The sequence below is a fragment of the Streptomyces sp. NPDC003077 genome (assembly GCF_040611095.1).
GTDB lineage: Bacteria > Actinomycetota > Actinomycetes > Streptomycetales > Streptomycetaceae > Streptomyces.
In genome coordinates this window covers 146,388-170,763 of the sequence record NZ_JBEXNM010000012.1, presented here as the reverse complement: position 1 = coordinate 170,763, position 24,376 = coordinate 146,388, and the positions used below count along the sequence as shown (strand labels likewise).

Genomic DNA, 24,376 nt, shown 5'->3' with positions numbered 1-24,376 from the left:
TCCCACCCTCCCTTTGGTTCGGCCCCTTGAAGCGTGGGGGGCGTGGCGGTCAACCCCCCCCGCCCCGCCCCGCTGAAAGCGTTCCGCAATCGGACCGGCGTCACACGCCGGATGCGACTTCCGATCTGTCTCCGGATTTTTGTTCGTGCTTGCCCTCGGCCTTGTTCTTGCGAACGGAGGACCAGAAGGACAGCAGGATCAGGAGGACGCCGATGCCACCGGTGACGACCTCCGGGATCTCGTACTTGATCGTGACGAGCAGGATGACCGCGAGCGCGCCGATGGCGTAGTGCGCGCCGTGCTCCAGGTAGACGTAGTCGTCCAGGGTGCCCTTGCGGACCAGGTAGACCGTCAGGGAGCGGATGTACATCGCGCCGATGCCCAGACCCAGCGCCATCTCGAAGATGTCGTTGGTGACGGCGAACGCGCCGATGACGCCGTCGAAGGAGAACGACGCGTCGATGACCTCCAGGTAGAGGAACATGAAGAACGCGGCCTTGCCGGCCAGCCCGACGGCGGAGCCGGTGCCGCCCTTCTTCTTGAGGGCCGCCGCGGCCTCGCCCGCGGCACTGTCCTCGCCATCGTCCTCGTCCTCGTCGGCGTCCTCCAGTTTGTCCTCGAAGTAGCCGGAGATGCCGCCGACGACCAGATACGTCAGCAGACCGGCGACGCCGGCCAGCAGGACGGTGGCGCTCTTGTCACCGCCGCCGTGCGAGACGTTGGTGGCCACGGTCATCGCCGTGACCAGCAGCACGATCAGCGCGACGATGACGGACAGCATGTCCAGCTTGCCCATCTTGGCCAGCGGCTTCTCCAGCCAGGACAGCCATTTGTGCTCGCGCTCCTCGAAGATGAAGTCGAGGAAGATCATGAGCAGGAACATCCCGCCGAACGCGGCGATCGCCGGGTGCGCGGCGGTGACGAGGTGCTCGTACTGCTCCTTGTCGTTGATCGCCAGATTGACGGCCTCGATCGGCCCCATTTTCGCCGTGATCGCGACGATGACGACGGGGAAGACCAGCCGCATGCCGAACACGGCGATGAGAATGCCGACCGTCAGGAAGATCTTCTGCCAGAAGGCATTCATCTTCCGCAGGATTCCGGCGTTGATGACCGCGTTGTCGAACGAGAGCGAGATCTCCAGGATGGACAGAATCCCGACGATCGCGAGCCCCTGCCACCCCCAGAGCACGCCGGCCAAGGCCAGTCCGGCCGCCGTGACGGCGAACGACCAGCCAAAGGTTTTCAGGAGCACTGCCTACCCAATCCCTCGCTGTCTGGGCTCCCCCGCGCGCAGCGCGCGGCGCCTTTACGAAACGTTGACCCCGAAGTCTAGAGCGATGCCTCGCAGACCGGATGCGTACCCCTGTCCGACCGCTCGGAACTTCCATTCACCGCTGTAGCGGTACACCTCGCCGAAGATCATGGCCGTCTCGCTGGAGGCGTCCTCGCTGAGGTCGTAGCGGGCCAGCTCGCTGCCGTCGGCCTGGTTGACCACGCGGATGAAGGCGTTGCTGACCTGTCCGAAGCTCTGGCCGCGCAGGTCGGCCTCGTGGATCGAGACCGGGAAGACGATCTTGTCGACCTGGGCCGGGACCTTCGTCAGGTCCACCAGGATCGATTCGTCGTCGCCCTCGCCCTCCCCGGTGAGGTTGTCCCCCGTGTGCTCGACGGAGCCCTCGGGGCTCTTGAGGTTGTTGTAGAAGACGAAGTAGTCGTCCCCGAGCACCCGGCCGGCCTGGCACAGCAGCGCGCTGGCGTCGAGGTCGAACGGCGCACCCGTGGTGGAGCGCGCGTCCCAGCCGAGGCCGACCATGATCTGGGTCAGGTTCGGCGCGGCCTTGGTCAGGGAGACGTTGCCTCCCTTGGCGAGCGTGACGCCCATGGTGTTCGCTTCCTCCCGGTGGGGTGACGGTGGGGTGGTCTGCCGCCTTCCGGCCCGCGGCGTCCGGTGGTGCCGGACGCGGGCCGTCGGGCGGGGCGCCCGCGCCGCGGCTGGGGCGCGGTGGCTGTGGTGGCCCGCGGGTGTGTGCCGGTCCGCGAGCGTGTGGTGGCCCGCGGGTGTGCGGTGGTGCGCGGGCGGAAAGCGCGCCCGGCGCCGTACCCCCCGTCAGGGGCGTACGGCGCCGGTCACGGGACGAGCGCTGCGATCGGCACGCGACCGAGCGCCGCGGACGGGCGCGGGGCCCGGGTGCCGCGCGATCAGACGTTGACGCCGAAGTCCTGCGCGATGCCGCGCAGGCCCGAGGCGTAGCCCTGGCCGATGGCACGGAACTTCCACTCCGCGCCGTTGCGGTACAGCTCGCCGAAGACCATGGCGGTCTCCGTCGAGGCGTCCTCGCTGAGGTCGTAGCGCGCCAGCTCGTTGCCGTCGGCCTGGTTGACGACGCGGATGAAGGCGTTGCGCACCTGGCCGAAGCTCTGCTGGCGGTTCTCGGCGTCGTAGATGGACACCGGGAAGACGATTTTGGCGACGTCGCCCGGCACCGCGGCGAGGTTCACCTTGATCTGCTCGTCGTCACCCTCGCCCTCGCCGGTGAGGTTGTCGCCGGTGTGCTCGACCGAGCCGTCCGGGCTCTTCAGGTTGTTGAAGAACACGAAGTTCTGGTCGTTGGCCACCTTGCCCTGGTCGTTCGTCAGCAGGGCGCTGGCGTCCAGGTCGAAGTCCGTACCGGTGGTGGTACGCGCGTCCCAGCCCAGACCGACGATGACCGCGGTCAGATTGGGGGCTTCCTTCGTCAGCGAGACGTTGCCGCCCTTGCTGAGGCTGACTCCCACGAGTCCTCCCAAAGATTCGAGGGGTACGTATTGCTGTGCCCCCATCGTGCATGGCATCGGATCAACGATTTGATCCTAGTGACGGGTTCCCCGCGAATACAGATTCCGGCCGTCGGTGTCCGCCGATGTCGCGTCAAGGGGCCTTTCGGCGGGATCGGAGAGGACCGACCGGCCGATCAGAGGGCACCGACCGGCCGATCGGAAAGGGCCGACCGGCCGATCAGATGGCGTCGAGCGCCTTGACGTACTCGTTCAGGTCGCGGGCGTCCGGGAGGCCGTTGACGACCGTCCAGCGGACCACGCCCTCCTTGTCGATGATGAAGGTGCCGCGCACCGCGCAGCCCTTGTCCTCGTCGAAGACGCCGTACGCGCGCGAGGCCTCGCCGTGCGGCCAGAAGTCCGACAGCAGCGGGTACTCCAGGCCCTCCTGCTCGGCGAAGACGCGCAGGGAGAAGGGGGAGTCGTTGGAGACGGCCAGGAGCTGAACGTCGTCGTTGACGAACTTGGGCAGCTCGTCCCGCAGCGCGCACAGCTCACCGGTGCACACGCCGGTGAAGGCGAAGGGGTAGAAGAGGAGCACGACGGTCTTCTCGCCCCGGAAGTCGGAGAGCTTGACCAGCTCGCCGTGCTGGTTCTTCAGCTCGAAATCCGGAGCCTTCGTGCCGACCTCGATCGCCATGGGGGGTTCCCTTCCGCTCACGTTCAACAGGTTTCGCCCCACCCTACGCGCCGGGTTCCGGCCGCCGGTGCCCCCTCCGCCCCCGTTCCCGGCGGCCCCCGGAAGCACCCCCGCCCGGCACCCCGCGCCCCACTCCGGAGCCACCGGGCTCACGCGCCGGTCAGGGGTGGCCTCCCCCGGCGCCCGCGGTGGTGACGGGGGCGGCTCTCTCCGTCCCCGCACCCAAGGAAAGAGGAGCACCCCTCCATACACACGAATCCCCCTCCGGGAACGTCGGGAGCGTTCCGGAGGGGGACTCGGTCGGGAATCCCGGGCGGCGCGGAGCTCAGGGCTCCGGTGGGGCCGGTGGGCGGCGGCGCGGTGGTGGTACCGCGCGGGCCGCGGTGGCGCGGCTCAGCGCTTGCCGGTCTTGGCCGCCTTCGGCGAGACCAGACGGCTGCCCGTCCAGTCCTTGCCCGCGTTGATGCTCCTGGTCTGGGAGAGGCCCGCGGTCTGCGCGGCCTCGTTGATCTCGCTCGGCTCGACGTAACCGTCCCGGCCGGTCTTGGGGGTCAGGAGCCAGACGGTGCCGCCCTCGTCGATCAGGCCGATCGCGTCCACCAGCGCGTCCGTAAGGTCGCCGTCGTCGTCCCGGAACCACAACAGGACGGCGTCGGCCACGTCGTCGTAGTCCTCATCGACGAGATCCTGGCCGATCACGGCCTCAATACCTTCGCGGAGCTCGTGCTCGACGTCATCGTCGTAGCCGATCTCCTGGACCACCTGTCCGGGCTCGAACCCCAGCTTGGCGGCAGGGTTGGTCCGCTCCTCCGCGTGGTCCGCGGTCGCGCTCACGGATTGCCTCCTGTCATGTTTCGGTAAATGCCTTGACCCCGCGCGTGCGCGGAGCATTGGGCGTAGTCCACACGGGCCGGGCGGATCGCGCAAGTACCCGGCCGTTCAGACCGTCGAAACGGTGACGATTACCTCCGTCTCGCCGCAACTGCGACCCCGCTCGCATCACGGCGGGTGATTCACGCCACAGCGATCTGCCGGGTTTGTGGGGTAGTGGCAGGCCACTGGGCCCTTTGGGGGCGGCATTCGGCCGACGGGGCGCCTTTCCGGGGGCGTACGGGCCGTAGGCGAAGCACTTTCGACATGGGCGTATGGTTGCGATTTGGCCGACCTAAGAAATCGGCTTTCAGCGCCCGTCTCTTAGGGGGTGGTTACCCGCCGGTAGAGATGACGTATCCCGGTGCCTCGGTACACGATGGAAGACGGCGCGACCCCAAAGCAGAGCAGTACCGAACAGCGAAGGAACAGCGTGGCTTCCGGATCCGATCGAAACCCGATCATCATTGGCGGCCTTCCCAGCCAGGTCCCGGACTTCGATCCCGAAGAGACCCAGGAATGGCTCGACTCGCTCGACGCAGCCGTCGATGAGCGAGGCCGGGAACGTGCCCGCTACCTCATGCTCCGCCTGATCGAGCGGGCTCGCGAGCAGCGGGTGGCCGTGCCCGAGATGCGCAGCACGGACTACGTGAACACCATCGCGACCAAGGACGAGCCGTTCTTCCCCGGCAACGAGGAGATCGAGCGCAAGATCCTGAACGCGACCCGGTGGAACGCGGCCGTCATGGTCTCCCGCGCGCAGCGCCCGGGGATCGGCGTCGGCGGCCACATCGCGACCTTCGCGTCCTCCGCCTCCCTGTACGACGTGGGCTTCAACCACTTCTTCCGGGGCAAGGACGAGGGCGACGGCGGCGACCAGATCTTCTTCCAGGGCCACGCCTCCCCCGGCATCTACGCCCGCGCGTTCCTCCTGGACCGGCTGAACGAGAAGCACCTGGACTCCTTCCGCCAGGAGAAGTCGAAGGCCCCCTACGGCCTGTCCAGCTACCCGCACCCGCGGCTGATGCCGGACTTCTGGGAGTTCCCGACCGTCTCCATGGGCCTGGGCCCGCTGGGCGCGATCTACCAGGCGCGGATGAACCGCTACATGGAGGCCCGCGGCATCGCCGACACCTCCAAGTCGCACGTCTGGGCGTTCCTGGGCGACGGCGAGATGGACGAGCCCGAGTCGCTGGGCCAGCTCTCCCTGGCCGCGCGCGAGGGTCTGGACAACCTCACCTTCGTCGTCAACTGCAACCTCCAGCGCCTGGACGGCCCGGTCCGCGGCAACGGCAAGGTCATGCAGGAGCTGGAGTCGCAGTTCCGCGGCGCCGGCTGGAACGTCATCAAGCTGGTCTGGGACCGCAGCTGGGACCCGCTGCTGGCGCAGGACCGCGACGGCATCCTGGTCAACAAGCTGAACTCGACCCCGGACGGTCAGTTCCAGACCTACGCCACCGAGAGCGGCGCCTACATCCGCGACCACTTCTTCGGTGACGACCACCGGCTGCGCAAGATGGTCGAGAACATGACCGACCAGCAGCTCCAGCACCTGGGCCGCGGCGGTCACGACCACCGCAAGATCTACGCGGCGTACGCGGCGGCCAAGGCGCACAAGGGCCAGCCGACCGTGATCCTGGCGCAGACCGTCAAGGGCTGGACGCTCGGCCCGAACTTCGAGGGCCGCAACGCGACCCACCAGATGAAGAAGCTGACGGTCCAGGACCTCAAGCGCTTCCGTGACCGGCTGCACCTGCCGATCGCGGACAAGGAGCTGGAGGACGGCCTGCCGCCGTACTTCCACCCGGGCCGGGACTCCGAAGAGATCCAGTACATGCACGACCGGCGCAAGAGCCTGGGCGGCTACGTGCCGACCCGCGTCGTGCGCAGCAAGCCGCTCCCGCTGCCGGCCGAGAAGGCCTACGCGGGTGCGAAGAAGGGCTCCGGGCAGCAGAAGATCGCCACGACCATGGCGTTCGTCCGCGTGCTCAAGGACCTCATGCGGGACAAGGAGATCGGCAAGCGCTTCGTGCCGATCGCGCCGGACGAGTACCGCACCTTCGGCATGGACGCGTTCTTCCCGTCCGCGAAGATCTACAACCCGCTGGGCCAGCAGTACGAGTCCGTGGACCGCGAGCTGCTGCTCGCCTACAAGGAGTCGCCGACCGGTCAGATGCTGCACGACGGCATCTCCGAGGCCGGCTGCACCGCCTCGCTGATCGCGGCGGGCTCCGCCTACGCGACGCACGGCGAGCCGCTGATCCCGATCTACGTCTTCTACTCGATGTTCGGGTTCCAGCGCACCGGCGACCAGTTCTGGCAGATGGCCGACCAGCTCGCGCGCGGTTTCGTCCTGGGCGCGACCGCCGGCCGCACGACGCTGACCGGTGAGGGCCTCCAGCACGCGGACGGCCACTCGCACCTGCTCGCCTCGACCAACCCGGCGTGTGTCGCCTACGACCCGGCCTACGGGTACGAGATCGCGCACATCGTCCAGGACGGTCTGCGCCGCATGTACGGCGAGAACAGCGAGGACGTCTTCTACTACCTCACCGTCTACAACGAGCCGATCGTGCACCCCGCCGAGCCGGAGAACGTGGACGCCGAGGGCATCCTCAAGGGCCTGTACCACCTCAAGGGCGGCGAGAAGGGCGAGCACGCGGCGCAGATCCTGGCGTCGGGTGTGGCCGTGCCGTGGGCCCTGGAGGCGCAGCGGATCCTCGCGGACGAGTGGAACGTCAAGGCGGACGTCTGGTCGGCGACCTCCTGGAACGAGCTGCGCCGCGACGCCGTCGAGGCCGAGGAGCACAACCTGCTGCACCCCGAGGAGGAGCAGCGCGTTCCCTACGTGACCCAGAAGCTCAAGGGTGCGCAGGGCCCGGTCCTGGCCGTTTCCGACTGGATGCGGGCGGTTCCGGACCAGATCGCGCGCTGGGTGCCGGGCACCTACCAGTCGCTGGGCGCGGACGGCTTCGGCTTCGCCGACACCCGCGGCGCGGCCCGTCGCTTCTTCCACATCGACGCGCAGTCGATCGTCCTGGGCGTGCTCACCGAGCTCGCCAAGGAGGGCAAGGTCGACCGCTCGCTGCTGAAGCAGGCCATCGACCGCTACCAGCTCCTGGACGTCACCGCCGCGGAGGCGGGCGAGGCCGGCGGCGACGCCTGATCCCCACCCCTTCGCTCCGCTGATCCGCTGAGCACACGCCGGGCCCCCGGTCAGCCACGCTGACCGGGGGCTTGGCGTATGTGGGGAGCTTTTCGGTCCGCGCCGGGCCGGGCCCGTTCGTCAGGCTCGTCAGAAGAAGCTGACCGACGGGCTCGTGCCGACGAGCCATACGATCGCCAGCACGGTGTCGATCACGCCGAGCACCACGGCGACCACGGCCGGCACCGACCGGCCACCGTTCGCCCGGCGTCCCATGCCGAGCCAGCCGGTGACCACCGCGATCGGGCCGAGCACGATTCCGAACACGAAGAAACCGACGATCGCGCACACCAGGCCGACGATGCCCAGCGTCGCGCGGTCCGACCCGCTCCGCGGACCCGTCCGGCCTCGTGAGCGGGGGTGCGTGGTGCCGTGGTCGCGGAAACGGGTGCGGGTGCCGCTGCGTCCGAAGCCCGCCATCTTGCCTCCCATGGGGTCTCGGTTCCGGGCTTGGGTCGGCGAGTACCCGGGTGCGGCGGTTCCAGACCTGGTGTGACGGGATGCCCCCGCCTTCCGAGCGCCGGGGTCCGTTTTCGCGCCCCGGGCGCGCGCGTTCGGTGCTCCCGGCCCGTTCCGTGCGCCGGTTCAGCGCTCCCAGACCTTGAACGCCCTTACCTGGTAAGGGGATTGGGGAACCCACGTACCGCCGCCGGGATAGGTGTCGAACTCGGCGGTCTCCGCGCACTCGGCGCTCTGGTAGGTGGTGACGGGGCGTCCGGTGCGGTTGGCGAACGCGTTGCCGCCCTGGCTCGCGGGGAGCGGGACGCAGCTCTCGATGTCGGTGCCGGACAGTTCGTACGTCCGCCGGACGCCGCGGAAGCCGGACTCCGGCCAGAGGCAGAACTGTCCGGCGGCGCAGTCACCGGCCGTGGGTCCGGTGCGGGCCGTGGGCGAGTGGGACGCGGTGGTGGGGTTCGGCGCGGGGTGCGCGGACGAGTTCGTCGTCAGGGCCGTGGTCGCCAGGGCGGCGAGCGGCAGGAGCAGCAGGATCCGGGACGTACGCATATGGGTCACTCCCCCGAGGAGTCGTTCGGCGAGGCCGGGCCCGTCATCGTCCGCGGAACGCCCCGCGGCGGGCCCGTCGGGCGAGCGTAGGGGCGGTGGGGTGGGGCGGAGGGGGCGCCGGGGAGGACGGGCCGGGGACGCCTGATCCCGGCGGTCCGGGGCTTCATCCGGACGGGTGAGGCGTACGGGGGAGGCGCACGGAGGGGGAGGCGTTACGGAGGGGGAGGGAGCGGGCGGGCCGGGCGCGCGAACGGCCGGCGCGCGGTCGCCCCGGGAACCGGACCGGTCCCGGGGTGACCGCGCGTCAGTATGCGGCTGAACGTCGCGTGGCGGTGCGGCGTCGGCCTCAGATGTGGCCCATGCCCGCGCCCGCCTCCGCGTTCGCGCCGCGCTTGGTGAAGGCCGCGACGACGGCGGCGACGATCGACACGCCGCAGGCCACCGTGAAGGCCATGCCCATGCCCGACATGAACGTCTCGTGCACCGCCTTGCCGATCCGCCCGAAAGCGTCCGGCGTCATGCCCGGCGCCTGCGCGAGCTGCGGCGGGACGGCGCCCATCTCGGTCGTGGCCGACAGCGCCGGGTCGGGGGCCCCGGGCAACCCGGCCTTCGTCCACTGGCCCGCGAACTCCGAGCTGACCTTGCTGGACATGACGGCGCCGAGCACCGCCGTGCCGAGGCTGCCGCCGACCTGCATGGCGGCCTGCTGGAGGCCGCCGGCCACGCCCGAGAGCTCCAGCGGCGCGTTGCCGACGATGACCTCCGTGGCGCCGACCATGACCGGCGCCAGGCCCAGGCCCAGCAGCGCGAACCAGACGGACATCGTCAGCGTGCCGGTGTCCGTCGACAGCGTCGTCATGCCGAACATGGCGACCGCGGTGAAGACCATGCCGCCCACCAGCGGCACGCGCGGGCCGAACCTGGTGATCAGGGCGCCGGCGGCGGGCGAGCCGACGATCATCATCGCCGTCAGCGGCAGCAGGTGCAGACCGCTGTCCACCGGGCTCATGCCGTGCACGTTCTGGAGGTAGAAGGTGACGAAGAACAGCCCGCCCATGAAGGCGAAGGCCATCAGCACCATCAGGATCGTGCCGGCCGTCAGCGGCAGGGAGCGGAACATCCGCAGCGGGACGAGCGGCTCGCGGACCTTGCTCTCCAGCAGGCCGAAGAGGGCGAACAGCACGATCGCGCCGATCAGGAAGCCCCAGGTCTTCAGGTCGCCCCAGCCCCATTCACCGGCCTTGATCAGGGACCAGATCAGGCAGAACATCGCGCCCGACAGCAGGACGATGCCGGGGACGTCGAAGGAGCGGGGCGCGTTCTCGGCGCGGTGGTCCTTGAGGATGACCAGGCCGATCGCCAGGGCGAGGACGCCCACCGGCACGTTGATGAAGAACACCGACTGCCAGCTCACGTGCTCCACGAGCAGGCCGCCGACGATCGGGCCACCGGCGGTCGAGGCACCGATGACCATGCCCCAGATGCCGATCGCCATGTTGAGCTTCTCGGCCGGGAACGTGGCCCGCAGCAGGCCCAGCGCGGCCGGCATCAGCAGCGCGCCGAACAGGCCCTGCACCACGCGGAAGGTGATGACCAGCCCCGCCGAGCCGGAGAGCCCGATGGCCCCCGAGGCGACGGCGAAGCCGACCACGCCGATCAGGAAGGTCTGGCGGTGGCCGAAGCGGTCCCCGAGCTTCCCCGCCGTGATCAGCGAGACGGCGAGGGCGAGGAGGTAGCCGTTGGTTATCCACTGGACCTGGGCGAGCGAGGCCTTGAGGTCCTGGGAGATGGCGGGGTTGGCGATGGCGACGATGGTGCCGTCGAGGGCGACCATCATCACGCCGATCGCGACGGCGATGAGGGTCAGCCAGGGGTGGCCCCGTAGTCCCTTACGGGGCTCCGGTACGGGAAGGTCCGGCGCTCGGTCGGCGACCGGGGTCTGAGAACTCATGGCACGAGGCTAGTGACAGCCACTGACAATTGACAAAACGTTTCATGAGTCGGTAACTGCCATTTTGCTCACAGGTAGGGTGAGCAGCGCTGATGAACCAGGAAGGCGGCGCCACCATGCCGAGACCGATGTCACGGGCGGCACTCACCGGGGCCGTCGGCTCCTCCCCTGCGGCCGGCCCCGTCCCCACCGCCACTCCCCCGGCTCCCGCCCCCGGCGGCCTGCGCGAACGCAAGAAGCAGCGCACCCGGGACGCCCTGATCCGCGCGGCGCTGGAACTGTTCACGGCCCACGGGTACGACGCGACGACGGTCGACGAGATCGCGGAGGCCGTCGACGTCTCGCAGCGCACGTTCTTCCGCTACTTCGCCAGCAAGGAAGAGGTCGTCTTCGCGGTCCAGGAGATCATGGAGGCCGCGTTCCTGGAGGAGTTGCGGGCGCGGCCGGCCTCGGAAGGGCCACTGGAGGCGCTGCGGGCCGCCGTCAGGGAGGCGTGGGACGGCATCGCCGTCGCCGTCGAGTCGGTGATCCCGCTGGAACTGCACATGCGCACCCAGCAGATGATCGAGTCCACACCGGCGCTGGTGGCGGCCGGCCTGCGGCGGGGCACGGAGATAGAGGAGCAGCTGGCCTGCCTTATCGCTCGGCGCGAAGGGCTGGACGTGCGCACCGATCCGCGCCCCCGGGTGGTGGTCGCGGCGTTCAGCGGCGTCATGCGCGTCGCGAGCAAGGTCTGGAGCGAGCGGAACGACGTCAGCGTGACGGCGATCCGCGAGCTGACGGTGTCCTACCTCGACCAGCTACGCCCGGCGCTGGCGGAGGACTGGCGGACGCGGTGAGGGCGAGGGGGTGGTGACCGCCGCGCATCACCTGATCATGGCGATCACGGACGCGGGCGCGGTGGTTTCCGGCCGTTCTCGGTGAGTGGTGAGCGGTGCTTCTTGAGCGGTGAGCGCTGGTCGGTGATCGCTGAGCGGTGCTTGTTGAGCGGTGAGCGCTGGTCGGTGATCGCTGAGCGGTGATCGCTGGTCGGTAAGCGTTGGGCGGATCGGTGAGCGGTGATCGCTGATCGGTGAGCGGGGGCTCCGACGGCGCTCCGCCGCGCGTTCGCGGCCTCCGGCGCGTCACGGCGGTGGGCATGCGCCCCGGGACATATGAGAACCCCCACCCGGGCGGCGGGCGCGGGCCCCTTTCTCCTAGGGTGGCTCGCGGTGACTTCCTTCCCGGGGCTCGGTGCTCCCCCGTTCGGCTTCCTCCAGTCCGCCGCATGGCGCGCGGTGCTGGCGCTGCTGGTCGTGTTCGTGATGCTGGCGACGACCGGCTGGACGGCCGTCCGGGGCCACAAGGACACCGGCGACCCGCTGGCCTCGGCGCGCACCGCGTGGGCGCACGCCACCTTGAGGGGCCGCCACCTCCCGGACCCGCTGGCCTCGCCGGGTGTGCTCGCGGGCTTCTTCGCCTCCCTCGGGCGCGTCGATCGCGCCGCGCTCGTCACCCGGTACCCGCTGGCCGTGGGCAACATGAGCGGCGCGCCCCTCGCGCTGCGCTACCGCGCCAACCGGATCGCCCTGGACCAGGCACGCGCCGTCGAGCGGCGGCGGACAGCCGACCGCCGCCTCACACCGGTCGGGCGCCAGGAGGCGGCCCACCTGGCGGACCGGTTCGCGGCGATGCGGGCTTCGGGCCGCCAGATCCTGGCCTTCGACCCGGCCGGGGGCGGCCGGGCCGCCGAGGTCTTCGGCGACCTGGCGCACGCGCGCCGGGTCTCGGTCGTGGTGCCCGGCGTGGACACCAACCTGAGCACCTTCGAACGCGTCGAACGCCCCATGTCCGCCCCGGCAGGGATGGGCCGTTCCCTGTACGCCGCCGAGCGGGCCGCCCGGCCCGGCACCCGCACGGCCGTGATCGCCTGGGCCGACTACACCGCGCCCGCCGGACTCGGCATAGAGGCCGTCACCGGACAGCTCGCCGCCGCGGGCGCGGTGCGGCTGCGCGCACTGGTGGACGGGCTGCCGCGGTCCGCCGCGGTGGCGCTGTTCTGCCACAGTTACGGCTCCGTGGTGTGCGGGGTCGCCGCCCGGAACGGGCTGCCGCCCACGGTGCGGGACATCGTCGTCGCGGGCAGCCCGGGCATGCGCGTGCCGAACGCGGCGGCGCTGCACACCCGCGGCCGGATCTGGGCGACGCGGGACGCCGACGACTGGATCCAGGACGTGCCGTACCTGGAGATCGGCGGCATCGGCCACGGCGCGGACCCGGTCGCCCCGGGGTTCGGCGCCCGGGTCCTGTCGGCCGCCGGCGCCGAGGGGCACGCCGGTTACTTCGTCCCGGGATCGGGCAGCCTGCGCAACTTCGCGCTGGTGGGCGTGGGCGCCTTCGGCGGCGTGACGTGCGCGGCGGACGATCGGTACTGCGCGGCGGATCTTTCCTGACGCGGTGCGGGTCCGTCGACGCGGTGCGGGTCTTCCTTGACGCGGTGCGGGTCTGCCGTAATGCGGTGCGGATCGGGCCTGGCCCGGGGGCGGGTCGCCGTGATCCGGGGCGAGCCGGGTCGTCCGGTCTGAGCCGATCCGTCACGTTCTCGTCTGATGTGTCCCCCTCCGGGGAGTCCGCAGGGCGCACGGGAGCACGGCGGCGTACGGCTCCGGGCGCGGCGTGACACCTGGCGCGCGGCCGGGCATGCAAGGGTGAAAGGCGTCGAACGGGCGGAGGGGCCGGTTCGGCGTGACGCGCGTAGCACCGCGCGGAGCACCGGGAGTCCGGAAGGGGGACGGGCGGGCGACCGCCGCTTACGATGAGCCGCATGGGTGATGTGCTGGCCGGTTTTCACGCCGTCTGGGAGTTCGAGTCGGACTCCGTGCTCATCCGCTTCGAACGGGGGATCCGCAGGCCGAAGCTCTTTCAGGCGCTCGGCGAGCGGCGCATCCCCTACGAGGCGTTGAGTTCCGTCGAGGTGTCCGAGGGCAGACGCGGCACCGTGGTGCTGCGCGCCACGCCGCGCCCCGGCGCCGACCCGCTGATGGAGGCGGCGGACGGTCAGCTCAAGGAAGACTCCGATCCGTACCGCCTGGTGCTGCCGGTGGAGCGCCGGCTGCTCGCCGAGTTCTACGCGGACGAGTTGCGCGACGCGCTCGGCCCCGAGGCGGCGACGCCCGCGCCCGCGCACATGGTGGCCGCGCCGGAGCCGCCGCTGCACTTCAAGGCGTACGACGGCAAGGCGTCCTTCGACGGGAGCGCGGTCTCCTTCCGCTGGTTCTGGACGGGGGCCTCGTCGGCGAAGTGGAAGTCCGGCGACCAGAGGTTCGCGGTCGGTGAGCTGGCCGGGGTGGAGTGGCGGTCTCCGGAGATCTTCAACGGGCACCTGCGACTGGTGGAGCGCGGTACGGAGGGGCAGCGGAACGGGGCCGCGGACCAGGACCCGGCGGCCGTGGTCTTCGGGCTCGGCTACGGCCCGGTCCACGAGTCGCTGCCGTTCGCCGCCGCGGTCCTCCAGGCCGTCCGCGCCGAACCGGTACGGAACGCGCCGATCCGCAAGCCGGTACGGGTCGCGCGGGAGGTCCGCCGGGACGCGGCCGAGATAGCCGACCGGATACGCCAGCTCGGCGAGCTGCACCAGGCGGGGCTGCTGACGGACGACGAGTTCAGCACGAAGAAGGCCGAGTTGCTGGCGGAGCTGTAGAAGGGCGGCGGGGGCGCCTCGTCCGCGGGCGGGCGCCTCATCCGCGCGGGAGCGCCCCATCCGCGCGGGGCCGACGCACCCGAGGGCCGCGATCCCGGAGCCCGCCCCGCCCCGCCTCGCCGGGACCTCCGCCCGTCCTCCCACCCGGGTATCAGCGGCGCTGTCATACCGGGGTATCAGCTCACAGCCCGGACCCTGGTATGACGCCCGTCCCAGGCCACCCCGCATACTCTGACCTGAAGATGTCCACACCACCCAGCCTTCCCGACCCCTCGTCGATCCGTGACCGCGTGGCGGGAACGGTCCGGCGGACGGCGCGCACCCTCGTCACGGACCTCGGCAAACCCGCCGACCCCGGCCCGCCGCTCCTGAACTCGACGCGGCACCCCTGGCTCCGATGGGTCCCGCACGTCGTCGCCTTCTCGTTCGTGGCGTCCCTGCTGCCGACCACGATCGTCGTCCTCCTGAACGACTACGGCCTGAGCGGCGGGGTGGCCGCGCCGTTCGGCATCGCCCAGACCGCCACGCTGATGCTGGCCGTCTCACGCCCACTGATGGCCTGGTGGGTGATCTTCACGGCGGACGCCGTCGTGGCCGTGTCGCTGGCCGCGCTGCCCACCATGGCGGATCACGCCTGGCCCTGGCCGCCCCCGACGATCGTCGGCTACCTGGCCCTGATGGTCGCCCTCGCACTGCGCGAGCGGCGCCGCACGCTCGTCGCCGTCTGGCTGATGACCGGAGCCGCCGGGTTCGTCCTCGAAACGGTCGTGTCCGGGTCGGGGCAGGGCACCTGGATGATGCTGTTCATCCTGAGCGGGGTCGTGCTGCTGCTCGTCGGCACCCTGCGCGAGCGCCAGTACGCCCAGCTCAGGCTCCAGGAGCAGGAGACGATCAGCGAGGCCGAGCGCGCCCGCCGGACCCTGCTGGAGGAACGCGCGCGCATCGCCCGCGAGTTGCACGACGTCGTGGCCCACCACATGTCCGTGATCACGGTGCAGGCGGACAGCGCGCCGTACCGCATCAGCGGCATCCCGGACGCCGCGCGGGAGGAGTTCGGCACCATCGCCGCCACCGCCCGCGAGTCGCTGGCGGAGATGCGGCGGCTGCTCGGCGTGCTGCGCAGCGAGGAGACCGAGCGGGAGGGCGACGGGCCCGAGAAGGCGCCGCAGCCGGGCCTGGGCGAACTGCCGCGGCTGGTCGAGGGCACCGTGCGGGCGGGTGTGCCGGTGGAACTGTCGCTGTCCGGCGAGGACGTGGCGCTGCCGCAGGCGGTGGGGCTGTCGGCGTACCGCATCGTGCAGGAGGCGCTGGCCAACGTGGTCCGGCACGCGCCGGGCGCGCGGACGCGGGTGTCGGTCACCGTCGATCCGGAACGCGGGAACGTCAACGTTCTCGTCGTCAACACCGCCCCGCCCCGGGACTCCGAGCCGCTGGAGACCCACGGCACCGGCCACGGACTGGTCGGGATGCGCGAGCGCGTACGCCTGGTCGACGGCACGTTGGACACCGGGCCGCTGCCCGACGGCGGCTTCCGCGTCGCCGCACGACTCCCCATAACAGCAAAGGAATCCGCCTCCGCATGACCATCCGGGTGATCATCGTCGACGACCAGGCCATGGTGCGCGCCGGTTTCGCCGCCCTGCTCGCCGCGCAGAGCGACATCGACGTGGTGGGCGACGCGCCCGACGGCGCCCAGGGCGTCGAACTGAGCCGCGGCACCCACCCGGACGTGGTCCTGATGGACGTCCGGATGCCCGAGATGGACGGGCTGGAGGCGGCCCGCCGGCTGCTCGACCCGCCGCCCGGCGTGGTGCACCGTCCCAAGGTGCTCATGCTGACCACCTTCGACGTGGACGACTACGTGTACGAGGCGCTGCGCGCCGGGGCGTCCGGGTTCCTGCTCAAGGACGCGCCGCCCGCCGACCTGATCTCCGCCGTCCGCGTCGTCGCGGCCGGTGAGGCGCTGCTCGCGCCCTCCGTGACCCGGCGGCTGATCGCCGACTTCGCGCGGCAGCGCCCCGCGCCCCGCAAGGACCGGACCTCCCTGCGGCTCAAGGGGCTCACGCCCCGCGAGACCGAGGTCCTGGAACTGATCGCCCGCGGCCTGTCGAACCAGGAGATCGCCGAGACGCTGGTGCTGGCCGAGCAGACCGTGAAGACCCACATCGGCCGCGTCCTGGCCAAGCTGGACCTGCGCGACCGCGCCCAGGCCGTGATCTTCGCCTACGAGTCGGGGCTGGTGGCGCCGGGCGGGCGGTGAGGTCCTTCCGGGCTTCTCTCGGGACCCGGGCCTCTCTCGCGAGCTGCGCTTCCCTCTCGGCCCGCGTTTCCTTCGCGACCTGCGTTCCCCTTTCGGCCCGTGCCTCTCGCGCGACCCACGCTTCCCTCGCGACCCGCGCGTTCCTTTGTCTTTCGCTCGACCTGTTCCGCCCCTCATGACGGGCCCCGGCTTCATGAAGCCGGGGCCTTCGCCGTGCGGGCCACCCCCGGGTTCCCCTTCCTCCCCGAGGACGAGCGCCCCCGTCTCCCGGGGGCTCGTACTCCCCCCGCGGTACGAGCACCCCCTACCCCGGTATCACCCGGGAGTTGGCTCCTCGGTGTGACGCCCGGTCACACACCCCGTTTTTACGTTTCCCCCCGTCAAGCCAACGGAAGAGGGAGACCCGATCATGTCGCTGCTGCGCGTTCTGAGCCGGCGCGGGAAGCGGACCGTCATCGCCGCCACGCTGGCGGTGGTGGTCGCCGCCGGTACGGGCGGCTGGGTGGCGGGGGAATCCCAGGAGGCCGTGACCGGTCCCGCGCCGGGTGCCGCGGCCTGGCGCGCGGACCGCACGCTGGGCGAGCGGCTGCCCGACCCCGCGACCGCCACGCCCTCCCAGGTCGCCCGCTTCTTCGCCTCCCTCTCCGAGGACGAGCGGCAGCGGCTGACGCGCCGTCACCCGCTGACCGTCGGCAATCTGGACGGCGCGCCCGTCGGCTTGCGGTACCAGGCCAACGCCCGGGCGCTGGCCACCGAGCGGGACCGGCAGACGGCCCGCGCCACCGACCCGTCCCTCACCCCGGAGGACCACGAGCGGGCCCGCCGGATCGCCGGCCGGTGCGCCGAACTGCTCGCCCCCGGCCGGCAGATCCTCGCCTTCGATCCGCGGGGCCGCGGCCAGGTCGCCGAGGTGTACGGGGACGTGGAGGAGGCCCGGCACACGGCCGTGGTGGTCCCGGGTTCGGACACCGACCTGCTCTCCTACGAGCGGGCGCACGACCCCTACGGGACCGTCTCCGGGATGGCCCGCTCGCTGCGCGCCCAGATGGCCGCGAGCGACCCGGACACCCGGACCGCCGTGATCGCCTGGGTCGGCTACACCACGCCCGTGGGCCTGGGCCCGGACGCCGCGACCGGGCGCCTCGCCGAGGCCGGCGCGCCCCGGCTGACCCGGTTCCTGGCCGGGCTCGCGGCCACCGGCACCCCGGCCACCACCGTGCTCTGCCACAGCTACGGGTCGGTCGTCTGCGGCCTGGCGGCCCCCGGGCTGAAGGGCACCAAGGTCACCGACCTCGTGGTCTTCGCCTCCCCCGGGATGCGGACGGACAGCGCCGCCGACCTGCACACCACCGCGCGGGTGTGGGCGGCGCGGGACGCCTCGGACTGGGTGAGCCGGGTGCCCAACGTCCAGTTCCTGGGCCTGGGCCACGGCGAGGACCCGAGCGCCCCGGAGTTCGGTGCCCGGCACGTCTCCGCGCTGCGGGCCGAGGGCCACAGCGGCTACCTCGCGCCCGGCACCGACTCGCTGCGCTCCTTCGCCGACATCGCCCTGGGCCACTACGCCGACGTGCGCTGAGCGGCGCCTCCGCCCCTCGCCCCCGGCGGTTCGCGCCCCGCCGCCCCGCCTGCGACTTCCGCTCGTGAAAGGACACCCGATGACCACCGTGCCCCGCGCGCTCGCCCCCGAGTCCGTGACCGGCCCGGCGCACGGGCCCGTGACCGGCCCGATCCCCGAGACCGTGACCGGTCCGGCCGCCGAGTCCGTGACCGGCCCGGCATCCGGGCCCGCGCCCCGCCTCGCCGCCGACGGAGCGTCCCGCACGGCGACGGCGCCCGCGCCCGTCCCCGCGCCCCGCCCCCGGCGGAAGCGGCGGCCGGGTCCCCGCGCCGCGCTGCGCGCCGCCGCGCGGTCCATCGACGCCCGCACCCCGGCGCACCGCGACCGCGCCATCGACGGCCTGCGCGCGTTCGCGCTGCTGACGGTGCCGGCCGGGCACTGGCTCGTGGGCGGGTTCACCCTGGACGAGGGCGGCGCGCTGCACAACGCCAGCCCGCTGTCCTCGCTCGCCGGGCTGGCGCCCGCCAGTTGGGTGCTCCAGACGCTCGGCATCTTCTTCCTCGTCGGCGGCTACGCCTCCGCGCTGTCGCTGCGCCGCGCCGCCGCGGGCGGGGTCGCCACGGGCGCGTGGCTGCGCGGGCGGCTCGTCCGCCTGGGCCGTCCGGTGCTCGGCGTCACCGCCGTGTGGGCGGCGCTGGCCTCGCTGCTGTACGCGGCCGGGGTGCCGGAGGCCACCTTGCGGACGGGCGCCACGCTGGTGATCCAGCCGCTGTGGTTCGTCGGCGTCTACGCGGTGATCACGGCGCTGACGCCGTACTGCCTGCGCGCCGCGGACCGGATGGGGGCCTGGGCCGCCGCGCCGCTGCTCGGTGCCGTGGCCGTGGTGGACTTCCTGCGCTACGGCCCGTACGCGGACGCGATGCCGTCCTGGCTGAGCCTGCTCAACCTGCTGCCGGGCTGGATGTTCGCCTACCAGCTGGGCGCCTCGTGGGCCGGGGGGCGGCTCGGGCGGCGGGCCGCGTGGTCGCTGCTGCTGGGCGGCACCGCCCTGTTCGCCGCGCTGCTGGTGTTCTTCCACTACCCGGCGAGCATGGTCGGCGTCCCCGGCGAGGCCCGGACGAACTCGCACCCGCCGTCCCTGCTGGTCCTCGCCCTGGCCGCCGCCCAGTCGGGCGCCGCGATCCTGCTGCGCGACCGGATAGCCGCCCTGCTGCGCCGGCCCGCCCTGTGGGCACCCGTCGTCGTCATCAACCTCTGCGCGATGACGATCCTGTGCTGGCACCAGACCGCGATGCTCACCACCGCCGTCCCGCTGGCCTCGTTCGCCGGCCACGTCCCTGGCCTGACCACCGCCCCGGAGACGGTGGGCTGGGTGCTGGCCCGGCTGGCCTGGCTGCCGGTCTTCGCCCTCGTGCTGATGGCCATCGCCCGCCTCACCCGGCGGTTCGAGACGCCGTGGACCGGGGTGACGGGCGCCCTGCGCGCGGTGGCGGCGGTGCTGGCGGCGGGGTTCGGGGCGTTCGCGCTGGGGCTGGCGTAAAGCGTCCCGGAGACCGGCGGAGGAAACCGGGGGGTGGGGAGGGACGCTGTTGAGCGCCCCTCCCCACCCCCGTCCCGCCTACTCCCGTCCCGCCGAGGTGAACCCCATGTCCGCGTACCGCGTCCCCGCGACCCGGTCCGCGATCGGCTCCAGCAGCTCCAGTTCCCCGGCGGTGAGCGCGAGGCGGGCGGCGGCCACGTTCTCCTCCAGGCGGGTGCGGCGCCGGGTCCCCGGGATGGGGGCGACGGTCACGTCGTGGGCCGCGGCCCGCGCGTGGACCCAGGCCAGCGCGACCTGCGCGAGCGTGGCGCCGTGCGCCTCGGCGATCTCCCGTACGGGTTCCAGCAGCGCGGCGTTGGCGGCGGCGTTGTCGCCGGTGAACCGCGGCATGGTCTTACGGAAGTCCTCCCGGCTCAGTTCCTTGTCCGCGTGGACGAACGCACCGGTCAAAAAGCCCCGGCCGAGCGGCGAGTACGGCACGAAGGCGGCGCCCAGTTCCCGTACGGCCGGGACGACCCCGCGCTCCACGTCGCGGCTGAACAGCGACCACTCGGACTGCACGGCGGCGATCGGGTGCACGGCGTGGGCGGCGCGCAGTTCGTCGCCGGTGACCTCGCTGAGCCCCAGGTGCTTGACCTTGCCCTCGGCCACCAGCTCGGCCATCGCGCCGACCGTCTCCTCGATGGGGACGTTCACGTCGCGGCGGTGCATGTAGTAGAGGTCGATCTCGTCCACGCCGAGCCGCCGCAGGCTGGCCTCGACGGCCTGGCGGATGTACGGGCGGTCGTTGCGGATGACGCGCTTGGCGGGGTCGTCGGGGTCCAGGGAGATCGCGAACTTCGTCGCCAGCACCACCTCGTCGCGGTGCGCCTGGACGAAGGGCGCGAGGAACTCCTCGTTCTCCCCCATCCCGTACATGTCGGCGGTGTCGAAGAACGTGACGCCCAGCTCCAGCGCCCGTTCCAGCGTGGCGCGCGCCTCGTCCGCGTCCGTGGGGCCGTAGGCGAAGCTCATGCCCATGCAGCCCAGGCCCTGCACACTGACGCGCGGTCCGCCGCGGCCCAGCTCGACGGTGGGGAGCGGCCCGGCGCCGCTCGTTCCCGCGGCACTTCCTGTGGAGACCATGCGGAATACTCACAACCTTTCGGACGCCCGCCGGGCGTCGGCATAGAGATCGATCTTGTAGTCGAGAACCCGCAGCGTGCTCTGGAGCTCGGCGATCCGCCGCCGGACGTCCTCACGGTGCGCGGTGAGCAGTTCCTCCCGCTCGGCGACGGTCTGATCGCCGGCCCGCACCAGTTCGGCGTAGCGGACCATGTCCGCCACCGACATGCCGGTCAGCCGGAGCCTGCCCACCAGGTCCAGCCAGTCCAGGTCGCGGTTGGTGAAGCGGCGCTGCCCGGTGTGGGTGCGGTCGACGTGCGGCATCAGGCCGATCCGCTCGTACCAGCGCAGGGTGTGCGCGCTGAGGCCGGTGTGCCCGGCGACCTCGCCGATGGTGTATCGGTCCTGGCCGTCCGGGCGCGGGTGGACCGGTCGGCTCGGGACCACCCCGCAGATCGCCGTCCCGCCCCGCGCCTCCTCCGTGACCGTCACCGTCATCGCGTGCCTCCCGTTGCCGTGGCTGACCCTCGACGGCTTCAACGCTAGAGAGTTCGAGCGCACTCCAAGCAAGCGGAGTCTTGACCCGATCTTGGGCTGCCGCGCTCCGGGGCGCCGGTTCCGGCCCTGGTCAGGCCCCCGCCGTTGCCGTCCCCGGGCTTTCGCACGCCGGACCGACTGTCGTACCGGCGCGTTACGCTCATGCCATGGAGAGCCTGCGGATGATCGAGAACTGGCCGGTGCCCCACGCGGCGGCCGTCGTGGTACGGGCCGACGGGACGACCGCCGGTGCGTACGGGCCCCAGGAGCGGCGGTTCCCGCTGGCCTCGGTGACCAAGCCGCTGGCCGCGTACGCCGCGCTGCTCGCCGTCGAGGAGGGCGCGATCGAGCTGGACGAGCCGGCCGGCCCGCCCGGAGCCACCGTCCGCCACCTCCTCGCCCACACCTCCGGCCTGGCCTTCGACGAGGACCGCGTCATGGCCCAGCCCGGCACCCGCCGCATCTACTCCAACACCGGCTTCGAGGTCCTGGGCGACCACATCGCCAAGGCCACCGACATCCCCTTCCCCCAGTACCTGCGCGAGGCGGTGCTCGAACCGCTCGGCATGGCGGACACCGACCTGCCCGGCTCCCCCGCCAAGGACGGCATATCCACCGCCGCCGACCTGGCCCGGTTCGCCGCCGAGCTGCTGGCCCCGCGGCTGCTCGCCCCGCAGACGCTTGCGGACGCGACGAACGTCGTCTTCCCCGGCCTGACCGGCGTGCTGCCCGGCTACGGCCACCAGAAGCCGAACGACTGGGGCCTGGGCTTCGAGATCCGGGACGGCAAGTCCCCGCACTGGACGGGCAGCGCGTCCTCGCCGCGCACCTTCGGGCACTTCGGCCAGTCCGGCACGTTCCTGTGGGTGGACCCGGACGCGGGCGCGGCCTGCGTCGCGCTCACGGACCGGGCCTTCGGGCCGTGGGCCATCGAGGCGTGGCCGCCGCTGACGGACGCGGTGCTGGCGGAGCTGGGCTGACGGGGCACCCCCGGAGCGGGGCGCCGGGCCGCACGCCCCACTGGCGGCTTGGCGCCGGGGCTGCTCAGGGGCCCGGGCCGAGCCGCGCCGAAGGCTGCGGGGCCGGGGCAACCCCGGAACGGGGCGCCGGGCCGCACACCCCTCCGGTGGACGCGGCGCCGGGCGTGCTCAAGGGCCCAAGGCGGGCCGAGCCGCGCCGAGGGCGGCGAGCCCGGGGCGCCCCCGAAACGGACCGCCCCCGCCACCGTCACCCCCCGCTCACGACGTCCCCTCCGGCAGCAGCCCCTCCGGCCCGCCCGACCCCTCGCCCCCGTACACCGGTTCCGCGTCCATCGCCCAGATCAGGCACTCCGCCGCCTCCGACGCGATCAGCCCGGCCCCGGACTCGTCCGCCAGGCGGGCCGCGTCCCCGGCCGTGAGGCGGGCGTCGCCGAGCGTGACCGTGCCCCGGACGACGTGCACGTAGACCCGGGCGGCAGCGGGCAGCGCCGTGCGGTCGCCCGGCTTCGGACGCCACACCCGCAGCGTGGCGCCCGCCCGCGGCACCGCGTAGGGCGCGTCGTCGGGGAGGGCGCGCACCACCTCGTAGGACGGTTCGCCGCCGAAGGAGGTGGGCGCCAGCCACATCTGGACGAAGCGCAGCGGCACGTCCGCGTCGTTGCGCTCGACGTGCCGCACGCCGCGCGCGGAGCTCAGACGCTGGATGTCGCCGGGCCGGACGACGGTGACGTTCCCGGCGGAGTCGCGGTGGGTCAGGGCGCCCTCGACGACCCAGGTGACGATCTCGGTGTCCCGGTGCGGGTGCTCCTCGAACCCGGCGTGCGCCGCCAGCGCCTCCTCGTTGCACGCGATCAGCGCGCCGAAACGCAGGTTGTCCGGGTCGTAGTGGTGGCCGAAGGAGAAGGCGTGGCGGGTCTCGATGCCCACCTCGGTGTCCCCGCCCCGGTACCGTTCTTCGCTTCCGCGTACCTCGATCACCGGTACACGGTAGCCCCCGCCCCGTCACCGCACCGCCCCGATAAGGCAGGCTTGTCCCCGTGTCTGAACCCGCATCGCGCGACGCGCACCCGCACTCGGCGACCCTGCGCCGTCTGGAGAAGTCGTCCGGAAAGCTGGCCGCCGGCGCCATCGCCCGCATGGACGCCCAGCTCCCGTGGTACCGCGCGATGCCGCCCGAGCACCGCTCGTGGATCGGCCTGGTCGCCCAGGCGGGCATCGCCGCGTTCACCGAGTGGTTCCGGCGTCCGGAGACGCCGCAGGCGATCAGCACCGACGTCTTCGGAACGGCGCCGCGCGAGCTGACCCGCGCGATCACGCTGCGGCAGACCGTCGAGATGGTCCGCACCACGATCGAGGTCATGGAGTCGGCGATCGACGACGTGGCCGCCCCCGGGGACGAGGCGGTGCTGCGCGAGGCGCTGCTCGTCTACGCCCGGGAGATCGCCTTCGCCACCGCGCAGGTGTACGCGCAGGCCGCCGAGGCCCGCGGCGCCTGGGACGCGCGGCTGGAGTCGCTGGTGGTCAACGCGGTGCTGTCCGGCGAGGCGGACGAGGGCGCGGTGTCCCGGGCCGCGGCGCTCGGCTGGAACTCGCCCGAGCACGTCTGCGTCGTCCTGGGCACCGCGCCCGACGGGGACAGCGAGCTGACGGTGGAGGCCATCCGCCGCGCGGCCCGACACGCCAAGCTCCAGGTCCTGACCGGCGTCCTCGGCCGCCGCCTGGTGGTGATCGCGGGCGGCAGCGACGACCCGCTCAAGGCCGCCAAGGCCCTCATCGGTCCGTACGCGGCGGGCCCGGTGGTGGCCGGTCCGGTGGTGGCCGACCTGCTGGCCGCGACGCGCTCCGCGCAGGCCGCCGCCGCCGGTCTGAAGGCGTGCGCGGCGTGGCCGGACGCCCCGCGGCCGGTGCTCGCGGACGACCTGCTGCCCGAGCGCGCGATGGCCGCGGACCCCACGGCCCGGCGGCAGCTGGTGGAGGAGATCTACAGACCGCTTCAGGAGGCGGGGTCGGCGCTCCTGGAGACGCTGAGCGTGTATCTGGAACAGGCCAGCAGTCTGGAGGGGGCCGCCAGGATGCTGTTCGTCCACCCCAATACCGTGCGCTACCGGCTCCGACGTGTGACGGACGTCACCGGATGGTCGCCGTCCGACGTCCGCTCGGCGTTCACGTTGCGCATCGCGCTGATCCTGGGGCGCCTGGCCGACGGTGGGTCGCAGCCCTAGCCTTTTGT

General features: G+C 72.3%; 21 protein-coding genes. 10 read left to right on the top strand and 11 right to left on the bottom strand.

Features of this window, described 5'->3' with window-relative positions:
* Positions 1-100 precede the first annotated feature (100 nt).
* From ABZX96_RS11785 to ABZX96_RS11765, 5 genes are all read right to left on the bottom strand, one after another.
* A complete protein-coding gene (locus ABZX96_RS11785) occupies positions 101-1,255 on the bottom strand; it encodes a DUF475 domain-containing protein (protein WP_355541808.1) in 1,155 nt (384 codons plus the stop codon).
* A 54-nt stretch (positions 1,256-1,309) separates the two neighbouring features.
* Positions 1,310-1,885, bottom strand: a complete 576-nt coding sequence (locus ABZX96_RS11780) for a TerD family protein (RefSeq protein WP_355541805.1) — start codon at positions 1,883-1,885, stop codon at positions 1,310-1,312.
* A 317-nt stretch (positions 1,886-2,202) separates the two neighbouring features.
* Positions 2,203-2,778, bottom strand: a complete 576-nt coding sequence (locus ABZX96_RS11775) for a TerD family protein (protein ID WP_355541802.1) — start codon at positions 2,776-2,778, stop codon at positions 2,203-2,205.
* Between the two features lie 220 nt (positions 2,779-2,998).
* Positions 2,999-3,457, bottom strand: coding sequence for a peroxiredoxin (locus ABZX96_RS11770; RefSeq protein WP_355541799.1), 459 nt, complete (start codon positions 3,455-3,457; stop codon positions 2,999-3,001).
* Positions 3,458-3,850: 393 nt separating this feature from the next.
* Complete coding sequence (locus tag ABZX96_RS11765; RefSeq protein WP_355541796.1) at positions 3,851-4,291, bottom strand: DUF3052 domain-containing protein; 441 nt, start codon at positions 4,289-4,291, stop codon at positions 3,851-3,853.
* 469 nt (positions 4,292-4,760) lie between these two features.
* Here ABZX96_RS11765 and aceE point away from each other — a divergent pair, with 469 nt between their 5' ends.
* Complete coding sequence (gene aceE, locus ABZX96_RS11760; protein ID WP_355541793.1) at positions 4,761-7,493, top strand: pyruvate dehydrogenase (acetyl-transferring), homodimeric type; 2,733 nt, start codon at positions 4,761-4,763, stop codon at positions 7,491-7,493.
* A 129-nt stretch (positions 7,494-7,622) separates the two neighbouring features.
* Here aceE and ABZX96_RS11755 read toward each other — a convergent pair whose 3' ends face one another.
* The 3 genes from ABZX96_RS11755 to ABZX96_RS11745 form a co-directional block, all read right to left on the bottom strand.
* Positions 7,623-7,952 carry a DUF4190 domain-containing protein gene (locus ABZX96_RS11755; protein WP_355541837.1) on the bottom strand — a complete coding sequence of 110 codons (330 nt, stop codon included), beginning with the start codon at positions 7,950-7,952 and terminating at the stop codon, positions 7,623-7,625.
* Between the two features lie 165 nt (positions 7,953-8,117).
* On the bottom strand, positions 8,118-8,537 hold the full coding sequence (locus ABZX96_RS11750; protein ID WP_355541790.1) for a peptidase inhibitor family I36 protein: 420 nt from the start codon (positions 8,535-8,537) through the stop codon (positions 8,118-8,120).
* 346 nt (positions 8,538-8,883) lie between these two features.
* Positions 8,884-10,488, bottom strand: a complete 1,605-nt coding sequence (locus ABZX96_RS11745) for an MFS transporter (RefSeq protein ID WP_355541787.1) — start codon at positions 10,486-10,488, stop codon at positions 8,884-8,886.
* 116 nt (positions 10,489-10,604) lie between these two features.
* On the opposite strand from ABZX96_RS11745, the gene ABZX96_RS11740 reads away from it, so the two are divergent.
* The 7 genes from ABZX96_RS11740 to ABZX96_RS11710 all read left to right on the top strand — a co-directional run bounded on the left by ABZX96_RS11740 (position 10,605) and on the right by ABZX96_RS11710 (position 19,525).
* A complete protein-coding gene (locus ABZX96_RS11740; RefSeq protein ID WP_355541784.1) occupies positions 10,605-11,327 on the top strand; it encodes a TetR family transcriptional regulator in 723 nt (240 codons plus the stop codon).
* 372 nt (positions 11,328-11,699) lie between these two features.
* The gene (locus ABZX96_RS11735; RefSeq protein ID WP_355541781.1) at positions 11,700-12,920 is read left to right on the top strand and encodes an alpha/beta hydrolase; all 1,221 of its coding nucleotides are present in this window, start codon (positions 11,700-11,702) and stop codon (positions 12,918-12,920) included.
* A gap of 371 nt (positions 12,921-13,291) precedes the next feature.
* Positions 13,292-14,167, top strand: a complete 876-nt coding sequence (locus ABZX96_RS11730; RefSeq protein WP_355541778.1) for a DUF4429 domain-containing protein — start codon at positions 13,292-13,294, stop codon at positions 14,165-14,167.
* A gap of 242 nt (positions 14,168-14,409) precedes the next feature.
* On the top strand, positions 14,410-15,750 hold the full coding sequence (locus ABZX96_RS11725; protein WP_355541775.1) for a sensor histidine kinase: 1,341 nt from the start codon (positions 14,410-14,412) through the stop codon (positions 15,748-15,750).
* The gene (locus ABZX96_RS11720; RefSeq protein WP_355541772.1) at positions 15,747-16,427 is read left to right on the top strand and encodes a response regulator transcription factor; all 681 of its coding nucleotides are present in this window, start codon (positions 15,747-15,749) and stop codon (positions 16,425-16,427) included. The genes ABZX96_RS11725 and ABZX96_RS11720 overlap by 4 nt, the downstream gene beginning before the upstream one ends.
* A 409-nt stretch (positions 16,428-16,836) precedes the next feature.
* The gene (locus ABZX96_RS11715) at positions 16,837-18,003 is read left to right on the top strand and encodes an alpha/beta hydrolase (protein WP_355541769.1); all 1,167 of its coding nucleotides are present in this window, start codon (positions 16,837-16,839) and stop codon (positions 18,001-18,003) included.
* A 79-nt stretch (positions 18,004-18,082) separates the two neighbouring features.
* Positions 18,083-19,525, top strand: a complete 1,443-nt coding sequence (locus ABZX96_RS11710; RefSeq protein WP_355541766.1) for an acyltransferase — start codon at positions 18,083-18,085, stop codon at positions 19,523-19,525.
* 78 nt (positions 19,526-19,603) lie between these two features.
* Here the strand turns inward: ABZX96_RS11710 and ABZX96_RS11705 are convergent, their stop codons facing one another.
* Positions 19,604-20,650 carry an aldo/keto reductase gene (locus ABZX96_RS11705; RefSeq protein ID WP_355541763.1) on the bottom strand — a complete coding sequence of 349 codons (1,047 nt, stop codon included), beginning with the start codon at positions 20,648-20,650 and terminating at the stop codon, positions 19,604-19,606.
* Between the two features lie 9 nt (positions 20,651-20,659).
* Positions 20,660-21,127 (bottom strand): MerR family transcriptional regulator, encoded by a 468-nt coding sequence (locus tag ABZX96_RS11700; protein WP_355541760.1) that lies wholly within the window; start codon positions 21,125-21,127, stop codon positions 20,660-20,662.
* Positions 21,128-21,333: 206 nt separating this feature from the next.
* Between ABZX96_RS11700 and ABZX96_RS11695 the strand changes: the two genes are divergently transcribed.
* Positions 21,334-22,146 carry a serine hydrolase domain-containing protein gene (locus ABZX96_RS11695; RefSeq protein ID WP_355541757.1) on the top strand — a complete coding sequence of 271 codons (813 nt, stop codon included), beginning with the start codon at positions 21,334-21,336 and terminating at the stop codon, positions 22,144-22,146.
* Between the two features lie 258 nt (positions 22,147-22,404).
* Here the strand turns inward: ABZX96_RS11695 and ABZX96_RS11690 are convergent, their stop codons facing one another.
* Positions 22,405-23,124 carry a pirin family protein gene (locus ABZX96_RS11690; RefSeq protein ID WP_355541754.1) on the bottom strand — a complete coding sequence of 240 codons (720 nt, stop codon included), beginning with the start codon at positions 23,122-23,124 and terminating at the stop codon, positions 22,405-22,407.
* A gap of 59 nt (positions 23,125-23,183) precedes the next feature.
* Here ABZX96_RS11690 and ABZX96_RS11685 point away from each other — a divergent pair, with 59 nt between their 5' ends.
* A complete protein-coding gene (locus tag ABZX96_RS11685; protein ID WP_355541751.1) occupies positions 23,184-24,368 on the top strand; it encodes a helix-turn-helix domain-containing protein in 1,185 nt (394 codons plus the stop codon).
* The last annotated feature ends 8 nt before the right edge of the window (positions 24,369-24,376 follow it).